Below are 8,776 nucleotides of genomic sequence, written 5' to 3'. Positions count from 1 at the left end.
CCCCGCCGCCGCCGTCGTCGAGGAACTCGCCGCCAAGGCCGAGGGCGGCATCCTCGGGATGACGAGCCCGAACTTCCACGGCTGGGTGACCGGCGCCTCGCACCCGGCCGGGGTGGCGGCGGACTGGCTGACCTCGGCCTGGGGGCAGTCGGGTGGCTTCGCCGACCCGACGCCGGCGGCGGCCGTCGTCGAGGAGGTGGTCGCCGGCTGGGTGCTCGACCTGCTCGGCCTGCCGGCGGAGGCCGGGGTCGGGCTCGTCACCGGGGCGACGATGGCGAACTTCACCGCCCTCGCCGCGGCGCGGGGCGAGCTGCTGCGGCGGGCCGGCTGGGACGTGGAGGCGAAGGGGCTCTTCGGCGCGCCCGAGGTGCAGGTGGTGCTGGGGGGCGAGGCGCACTCGTCGGTGCGGCTCTCGCTGCGCCTGCTCGGCTTCGGGGCGGAGCGGGTGCATGTGGCGGCCTCGGACGGCGAGGGGCGGATGCGGCCCGAGGCGCTGGCCGCGGTGCTGGAGGGACTGGCGGGGCCGATCGTCGTCTGCCTGCAGGCCGGGAACGTGGTGAGCGGGGCCTTCGATCCCTTCGCCGACCTGGTGCCGCTGGCGCGGGAGAAGGGGGCCTGGGTGCATGTGGACGGGGCCTTCGGGCTCTGGGCCTGCGCGGCGCCGGGGCTGGCGCGGCTGACGGCGGGGATAGACGCGGCGGACAGCTGGGCGGCGGATGCGCACAAGTGGCTGCAGGTGCCCTATGACTGCGGGCTCGCCATGGTGCGGGACGCGGGCGCCTTGCAGCGGGCGATGAGCATCAGCGCGAGCTATCTGCCGAAGGGCGAGAACCGGGCGCCCGAGGCCTTCTCGCCGGAGATGTCGCGGCGAGCGCGCGCCTTCGCGGTCTGGGCGGTCGTCAAGGCGCTCGGGCGGCGGGGGATCGCCGAAATGATCGAGCGCAACTGCGCGGTGGCGCGGGCGATCGCGGCGCGGCTGGCGGCGGAGCCGGGGCTTTCGGTGCTGAACGAGGTGGTGCTGAACCAGGTGGCGCTCGCCTGCGGCGAGGGGCTGGAGGGGGACCGGCTGACCCGGGCGACGCTCGCGGCGGTGCAGGCGGAGGGCGTCTGCTATCCGAGCCACGGGCGCTGGCGCGGGCGGGAGATCATCCGCATCTCGGTCTCGGGCGGCGAGACGACGGTCGAGGACGGCAGGCGCAGCGCCGAGGCGATCGTCGCCGCCTGGCGGCGGGAGGCCGGATGAACGGGGCGGCGCCGGTCATCGAGGCGCGGGGGCTCGGGCTCGTCTTCGAGACGGGGGACGGGCAGGTCGAGGCGCTGCGCGACGTGAGCCTCGCCATCCATCGGGGCGACTTCGTCAGCTTCATCGGCCCCTCGGGCTGCGGCAAGACCACCTTCCTGCGCGTCGCCGCCGACCTCGAGACGCCGACCTCGGGCACGATCACGGTGAACGGGATGAGCCCGGCCGAGGCGCGCAGGGCGCGGGCCTACGGCTACGTCTTCCAGGCGGCGGGGCTCTTTCCCTGGCGGACGATCGGCGGCAACGTGCGGCTGCCGCTCGAGATCATGGGCTATGCGCGGGGGGAGCGGGCCGAGCGGGTGCGCCGGGTGCTCGAGCTGGTCGAGCTCGGCGGCTTCGAGCGCAAGTATCCCTGGCAGCTCTCGGGAGGGATGCAGCAGCGGGCCTCGATCGCCCGGGCGCTCGCCTTCGACGCCGACCTCCTGCTGATGGACGAGCCGTTCGGGGCGCTCGACGAGATCGTGCGCGACCGGCTGAACGAGGAGCTGCTGGCGCTCTGGGCGCGGACGGGCAAGACGATCGCCTTCGTCACCCACTCGATCCCGGAGGCGGTCTTCCTCTCCACCCGCATCGTGGTGATGAGCCCGCGGCCGGGGCGGGTGACCGACGTGATCGAGAGCACGCTGCCGCCGGAGCGGCCGCTGCACATCCGCGAGAGCCGGGACTTCCTCGAGATCGCGGCGCGGGTGCGCGACGGGCTGCGCGGGGCGATCGGCGAGACGGTCTGAGCCTCGCCGGGCGCGATCGTTGAAACAACCAGCGCCCCGGGTGGCCCGGGGCCGATACATGCCTGCGGCATCCTCCCCGGCTTTGTGCTGTGACTGTTTCGGGAGCAAGCTCAGATGACGACGCCCTCCTTCCGCCCGCGCCCGAACCCGGTCGGCGTGCCGCCGTCGCTCCGGCGCTGGTACGACCGCGGCTTCACCTGGGGGCAGGCCGCGCGCCCCGCCCGCCGCACCGGCTTTCCGCGCAGCGAAACCGTCTGAGGGTGGTCCTTCGGGGCGCTGCCCGGGGCCGGGGCCCCGGGCGGGACGGATGGGGAGGGGGTGCCCTTCCTTCGCCGCTGCCGAGCGCGCGAGATCTCGCGCGAGGGGCGTCGGCCGGGCATCTCCCCTTGATCCGCCGCGGCGGTTTGCGCTAGCGATCGCCGTCACGCGGCGCGCCGGCCGCTGCCGGCACGCGTGCCCGAGAGAGTTGCCATGAACCTTCCGCTGCAGTCCCTGCCCGTTCCGCGCGCCTCGGATCCCGAGGCGCTGGCCCGCGAGATCGTCGAGCGGCTGGCCTACCGGGTCGGCAAGGATCCCGCGGTCGCCAAGCCGCACGACTGGCTGCAGGCGGTGATCCTCATCACCCGCGACCGGGCGATCGAGCACTGGATGCAGGCGACGCGGGAGACCTATCGCGAGGGGGCGAAGCGGGTCTACTACCTCAGCCTCGAGTTCCTGATCGGGCGGCTGATGCGCGACGCGGTCTCGAACCTCGGGCTGACCGAGGCGATGCGCGCGGCGCTGCGGCTGCTCGACGTCGACTACGACGAGATCGCCGAGCTCGAGGCGGACGCCGCGCTCGGCAACGGCGGGCTCGGGCGGCTCGCCGCCTGCTTCATGGAGAGCATGGCGACGGTCGGCATCCCCGCCTACGGCTACGGCATCCGCTACCGGCACGGGCTCTTCCGGCAGGAGATCCTCGACGGCTGGCAGGCGGAGATGCCGGAGACCTGGCTCGAGCACGGCAACCCCTGGGAGTTCGACCGGCGCGAGGCGGCCTACGACGTCTGCTTCGGCGGGCGGGTAGAGTACCACGACCCGAACGGCGGCGGCGAGCGCTTCACCTGGGTTCCGGCGGAGAAGGTGAAGGCGACCGCCTACGACACGCCGGTGGTCGGCTGGCGCGCGGCGCGGGTCAACACGCTCCGGCTCTGGAAGGCCGACCCGATCGACCCGATCCGGCTCGACGCCTTCAACGCCGGCGATCATTCCGGCAGCCTCGCCGAGGCGAACCGCGCCGATGCGCTGACCCGCGTGCTCTATCCGGCCGACACCTCGCCCGCCGGGCAGGAGCTGCGCCTGCGGCAGGAGTATTTCTTCTCCTCGGCCTCGCTGCAGGACATCCTGCGCCGGCACCTGCAGCAGTACGGCCGGCTCGACAACCTGGCCGAGAAGGTGGCGATCCAGCTCAACGACACCCACCCGGCGGTCTGCGTCGCCGAGCTGATGCGGCTGCTGACCGACGTGCACGAGCTCGAGTTCGATGCCGCCTGGGCGCTGACGACCGGCTGCATCGCCTATACCAACCACACGCTCTTGCCCGAGGCGCTGGAGAGCTGGCCCGTTCCTCTCTTCGAACGGCTGCTGCCGCGGCACATGCAGATCATCTACGAGATCAACGCGCGGCTCTTGAAGTCGGCCCGCGCCGAGCACGGCATGTCGGGCGCCGAGATCCGCCGGATCAGCCTGATCGAGGAGAACGGCGAGCGGCGGGTCAGGATGGGCAACCTCGCCTTCGTCGGGGCGCATTCGATCAACGGCGTCGCCGCGATGCACTCCGAGCTGCTGAAGGAGACGCTCTTCCACGACCTGAACCGGATGTTCCCGGGGCGGATCAACAACAAGACCAACGGCATCACCCCGCGCCGCTGGCTGCAGCAGTGCAACCCCGGCCTGACGCGGCTCATCGCCGACACCATCGGGCCGAAGTTCCTCGACGACATCGACGCGCTGCGCGAGCTCGAGAAGTTCGCCGACGAGCCGGCCTTCCAGGACGAGTTCGCCCGGGTGAAGCGGCGCAACAAGGACCGGCTGGCGAAGCTGGTGCGCGAGCGGCTGGAGCTGCGCGTCGATCCGAACGCGATCTTCGACGTGCAGATCAAGCGCATCCACGAATACAAGCGCCAGCTGCTCAACATCATCGAGGCGGTGGCGCTCTACGACCAGATCCGCTCGCACCCGGAGCGCAACTGGACGCCGCGGGTGAAGTTCTTCGCCGGCAAGGCGGCGCCGACCTACCACAACGCCAAGCTGATCATAAAGCTCGCCAACGACGTGGCCCGGGTCATCAACGGCAACCCGACGGTGCGCGAGGTGCTGCGCGTCGTCTTCATCCCGAACTACAACGTCAGCCTCGCCGAGGTGATGGTGCCGGCGGCCGATCTCTCCGAGCAGATCTCCACCGCGGGCATGGAGGCCTCGGGCACCGGCAACATGAAGTTCGCGCTGAACGGCGCCATCACCATCGGCACCCTCGACGGCGCCAACATCGAGATCCGCGAGGCGGTCGGGGCGGAGAACGTCATCATCTTCGGGCTGACCGCCGAGGAGGTCGCCGAGCGGCACGCCGGCGGCCACGACCCGCGCAAGGTGATCGAGCGCTCGCCCGAGCTCGGCCAGGCGCTCTCCTCGATCGCCTCGGGCGTCTTCTCGCCCGACGATCCGGGGCGCTACCGCGGGCTGATCGGCGGGCTCTACGAGCACGACTACTTCATGGTGGCGAGCGACTTCGACGCCTATTGCGCCGCCCAGCGCCAGGTCGACGCGCTCTGGGCCGATCCTTCCGCCTGGTGGCGGAAGGCGATCCTCAACACCGCGCGCATGGGCTGGTTCTCCTCGGACCGCACCATCCGGCAATATGCGCAAGACATCTGGGGAATCCCTCTGTAGCCTTCGGATCGAACGAAGCCGCACTGTCCCGGGGAGGGGCATCGTGAGCAAGGAGCCCGCCAGGGGCAGGAAGGGCGCGACGGCCCCGCTCGATCCGGCCACCGTCGCCGCGATCGTCGCCGGCGATCATGGCGATCCCTTCGCCGTGCTCGGGGTGCAGGGCAGCGGGCGCAGGCTGGTGGCGCGCGCCTTCGTCGACGGCGCCGCCGAGCTCGAGGCCTTCACCCTCGACGGCAAGTCGGCCGGGGTGCTGGAGCGGCGGCACGACGCGGGCTTCTTCGAGGGGCCGCTCACGATCGGCAAGCGCCAGCCGCTGCGCTACCGGGCGCGCAACGCCGGCGGCGAATGGTGGGTGACCGACCCCTATTCCTTCGGCCCCGTGCTCGGGCCGATGGACGACTATTACATCCGCGAGGGGAGCCACCTCAGGCTCTTCGACAAGATGGGCGCGCATCCGCTCGAGCACGAGGGCGCGGCGGGGGTGCATTTCGCCGTCTGGGCGCCGAACGCGCGGCGGGTGTCGGTGGTCGGCGACTTCAACGCCTGGGACGGGCGGCGGCACAGCATGCGGCTCCGCCGCGACACCGGGGTCTGGGAGATCTTCGTCCCCGACGTGGAGCCGGGGCTCGCCTACAAGTACGAGCTGATCGGCGCGGACGGGGCGCGCCTGCCGCTGAAGGCCGACCCCTTCGCCCGCGCCTCGGAGCTTCGGCCGGCCACCGCCTCGATCGTGGCGCCCGAGCTCGCGCACGACTGGGGCGACCAGGCGCACCGCGACTTCTGGAGCCAGGCCGACGCGCGGCGCACGCCGATCTCGATCTACGAGGTGCACGCCGGCAGCTGGCAGCGGGACGGCGAGCGCTTCCTCAGCTGGGACGAGCTGGCCGACCGGCTCATCCCCTATGTCGCCGACATGGGCTTCACCCATATCGAGTTCCTGCCGGTCTCCGAGCATCCCTACGACCCGTCCTGGGGCTATCAGACCACCGGCCTCTACGCGCCCACGGCGCGCTTCGGCCCGCCGGAGGGCTTCGCGCGCTTCGTCGACGGCGCGCACCGGGCGGGGATCGGCGTCATCCTCGACTGGGTGCCGGCGCACTTCCCGACCGACGCGCACGGCCTCGCCCGCTTCGACGGCACCTTCCTCTACGAGCATGCCGACCCGCGCCAGGGCTTCCACCCGGACTGGAACACGGCGATCTTCAACTTCGGGCGGCAGGAGGTCTTCTCCTACCTCATCAACAACGCGCTCTACTGGTCTGAAAAGTTTCACGTCGACGGGCTGCGCGTCGATGCCGTCGCCTCGATGCTCTACCTCGACTACTCGCGCAAGGAAGGCGAGTGGGTGCCGAACCGCTTCGGCGGGCGCGAGAACCTCGAGGCGGTCGCCTTCCTGCAGGCGATGAACCGCGCGGTCTATGGCAAGCACCCGGGCCGGATGACCTTCGCCGAGGAATCGACCTCCTGGCCCAAGGTCTCGGCGCCGGTCTGGGACGGCGGGCTCGGCTTCGGCTTCAAGTGGAACATGGGCTGGATGCACGACACGCTGAAGTACATGGCGCTCGACCCGATCCACCGGAAGTACCACCAGAACGACCTGACCTTCGGCCTGCTCTACGCCTTCTCGGAGAATTTCGTCCTGCCGCTCAGCCACGACGAGGTGGTGCACGGCAAGGGCTCGCTGATCGCCAAGATGGCGGGCGACGCCTGGCAGAAGTTCGCGAACCTGCGCGCCTACTACGCGTTCATGTGGGGGTATCCGGGCAAGAAGCTGCTCTTCATGGGCCAGGAGTTCGCGCAAGGGGCGGAATGGTCGGAGGCCAAGGGGCTCGACTGGTGGCAGCTCGACATCGCGCAGCACAAGGGCATCCAGACCCTGGTGCGCGACCTCAACCGGCTCTACCGCGCGATCCCGGCGCTGCACGAGCGCGACTGCGAGCCCGAGGGCTTCGAGTGGCTGATCGCCGACGACGCGGAATATTCCGTCTTCGCCTGGCTGCGGCGGACCCCCGGGCATCCGCCGGTCGCGGTCGTCTCGAACTTCACCCCGGTGCCGCGCTCCGGCTACGGCCTGCCGCTGCCGCACGCCGGGCGCTGGCGCGAGATCCTCAATACCGACGCCGCCGCCTACGGCGGCTCGAGCGTCGGCAACATGGGCGGCGTCGATGCCACCGACGGCGAATACGGCATCGGTGCGCTCGTCACCCTGCCGCCGCTGGCGACGATCTGGCTGGAGTACGAGGCGCAGGGCACGCCGGACGAGGAAGCGACGAGGGAGGCTTGAGGTGGAGAAGAGGACATCGCCGCTCGCGCGCGACGCCATGGCCTACGTGCTCGCCGGCGGCCGCGGCAGCCGGCTGAAGGAGCTGACCGACCGCCGCGCCAAGCCCGCGGTCTACTTCGGCGGCAAGACGCGGATCATCGACTTCGCGCTCTCGAACGCGCTGAACTCGGGCATCCGCCGCATCGGGGTGGCGACGCAGTACAAGGCGCATTCGCTGATCCGCCACCTGCAGCGCGGCTGGAACTTCTTCCGCCCGGAGCGCAACGAGAGCTTCGACATCCTGCCCGCCAGCCAGCGCGTCAGCGAGACGCAGTGGTACGAGGGGACGGCCGACGCCGTCTACCAGAACCTCGACATCATCCAGGACTACCACCCGGAGTTCATGGTCATCCTCGCCGGCGACCATATCTACAAGATGGACTACGAGCTGATGCTGCAGCAGCACGTCGACCAGGACGCCGACGTGACCGTCGGCTGCCTCGAGGTGCCGCGCGTGGAGGCGACCGGTTTCGGCGTGATGCACGTCGACGAGAAGGACGGGATCACCGCCTTCGTCGAGAAGCCGGCCGACCCGCCCGGCATCCCCGGCCAGCCGGATCTCGCGCTCGCCTCGATGGGCATCTACGTCTTCCGCACCGCCTTCCTCGCCGACCTGCTGCGCCGCGACGCCGAGACCCCGGGCTCGAGCCGCGACTTCGGCAAGGACCTCATCCCCTACGTCGTCGCGCACGGCAAGGCGGTCGCCCACCGCTTCGGCGCCTCCTGCGTGCGCTCGACCGAGGAGTCGGTGGCCTACTGGCGCGACGTCGGCACGGTCGATGCCTACTGGGAGGCCAACATCGACCTCACCGACGTCATCCCCGAGCTCGACCTCTACGACACCAGCTGGCCGATCTGGACCTACGCCGAGATCAAGCCGCCGGCCAAGTTCGTGCACGACATCGACGGCCGCCGCGGCAGCGCCGTCTCGTCCCTCGTCGCCGGCGACTGCATCATCTCCGGCGGCTCGGTCCGCCGCTCGCTCATCTCGACCGGCGTCCGCGTCCACTCCTACGCCGCCCTCGACGAGGCGGTGCTGCTGCCCGACGTGGACATCGGCCGCCGCGCGCGGCTCAGCCGGGTCGTCGTCGACCGCGGGGTCCGCATCCCCGAGGGCCTGGTCGTCGGCGAGGACCCGGGGCTCGACGGCCGGCGCTTCCGCCGCACCGAGTCGGGCATCTGCCTGATCACCCAGCCGATGATCGACGCGCTGGCGTGATGCGCTCACCGAAGAAGGACCTGACCGACCGAAGCGGGCCCCCGGCCCGCGAGTCGCGGCCCGACGCGCCGGGGCACTGCCTCGGCCGGGCCGTTCGCCGGAGCGCGGGACGCGCGGAGGCGAGAAGCGCATCCGCCCCCGCAGGGGCGGCCGCGGCCGGATTTGCCGACGGTCAAATCCGGCAGGGCGGGAGCGCCCCGCGAGCACCGAACCGTCGTGGCGCCCTGATGTCCGGAGCTTTCTGATGCGGGTTCTCTCCGTCGCCTCCGAGGCCTATC

Annotated in this window: 6 protein-coding genes; all 6 read left to right on the top strand. The window is 71.3% G+C overall.

All coding sequences use genetic code 11. From position 1 onward, the window contains the following. The coding region (locus tag Q0112_RS06725; RefSeq protein ID WP_297973065.1) for an aminotransferase class V-fold PLP-dependent enzyme at positions 1 to 1,243 on the top strand (1,243 nt) is incomplete at its 5' end. Continuing rightward, positions 1,240 to 2,028 (top strand): ABC transporter ATP-binding protein, encoded by a 789-nt coding sequence (locus tag Q0112_RS06720; protein ID WP_297973062.1) that lies wholly within the window; start codon positions 1,240 to 1,242, stop codon positions 2,026 to 2,028. The genes Q0112_RS06725 and Q0112_RS06720, both read left to right, overlap by 4 nt. A gap of 114 nt (positions 2,029 to 2,142) precedes the next feature. Further along, complete coding sequence (locus Q0112_RS06715) at positions 2,143 to 2,286, top strand: hypothetical protein (RefSeq protein WP_297973059.1); 144 nt, start codon at positions 2,143 to 2,145, stop codon at positions 2,284 to 2,286. Between the two features lie 213 nt (positions 2,287 to 2,499). Next, positions 2,500 to 4,956, top strand: a complete 2,457-nt coding sequence (locus Q0112_RS06710; protein WP_297973057.1) for a glycogen/starch/alpha-glucan phosphorylase — start codon at positions 2,500 to 2,502, stop codon at positions 4,954 to 4,956. A 43-nt stretch (positions 4,957 to 4,999) separates the two neighbouring features. Further along, the gene (gene glgB / locus Q0112_RS06705; RefSeq protein WP_297973054.1) at positions 5,000 to 7,240 is read left to right on the top strand and encodes a 1,4-alpha-glucan branching protein GlgB; all 2,241 of its coding nucleotides are present in this window, start codon (positions 5,000 to 5,002) and stop codon (positions 7,238 to 7,240) included. 1 nt (position 7,241) lies between these two features. After that, positions 7,242 to 8,498, top strand: coding sequence for a glucose-1-phosphate adenylyltransferase (gene glgC / locus Q0112_RS06700; protein ID WP_297973052.1), 1,257 nt, complete (start codon positions 7,242 to 7,244; stop codon positions 8,496 to 8,498). Positions 8,499 to 8,776: the final 278 nt, after the last annotated feature.

Origin of the sequence: uncultured Amaricoccus sp. (assembly GCF_937858865.1) — a bacterium.
Classification (GTDB): Bacteria; Pseudomonadota; Alphaproteobacteria; order Rhodobacterales; family Rhodobacteraceae; genus Amaricoccus.
Note: the sequence above shows the minus strand (reverse complement) of the source record. Positions and strands in the feature narration are given on the sequence as shown.

Bases quoted from the DNA above. Each gene is read 5' to 3' on its own strand.
- Q0112_RS06720 (WP_297973062.1), top strand. From the start codon at position 1,240: ATGAACGGGGCGGCGCCGGTCATCGAGGCGCGGGGGCTCGGGCTCGTC.
- Q0112_RS06715 (WP_297973059.1), top strand. From the start codon at position 2,143: ATGACGACGCCCTCCTTCCGCCCGCGCCCGAACCCGGTCGGCGTGCCG.
- Q0112_RS06710 (WP_297973057.1), top strand. From the start codon at position 2,500: ATGAACCTTCCGCTGCAGTCCCTGCCCGTTCCGCGCGCCTCGGATCCC.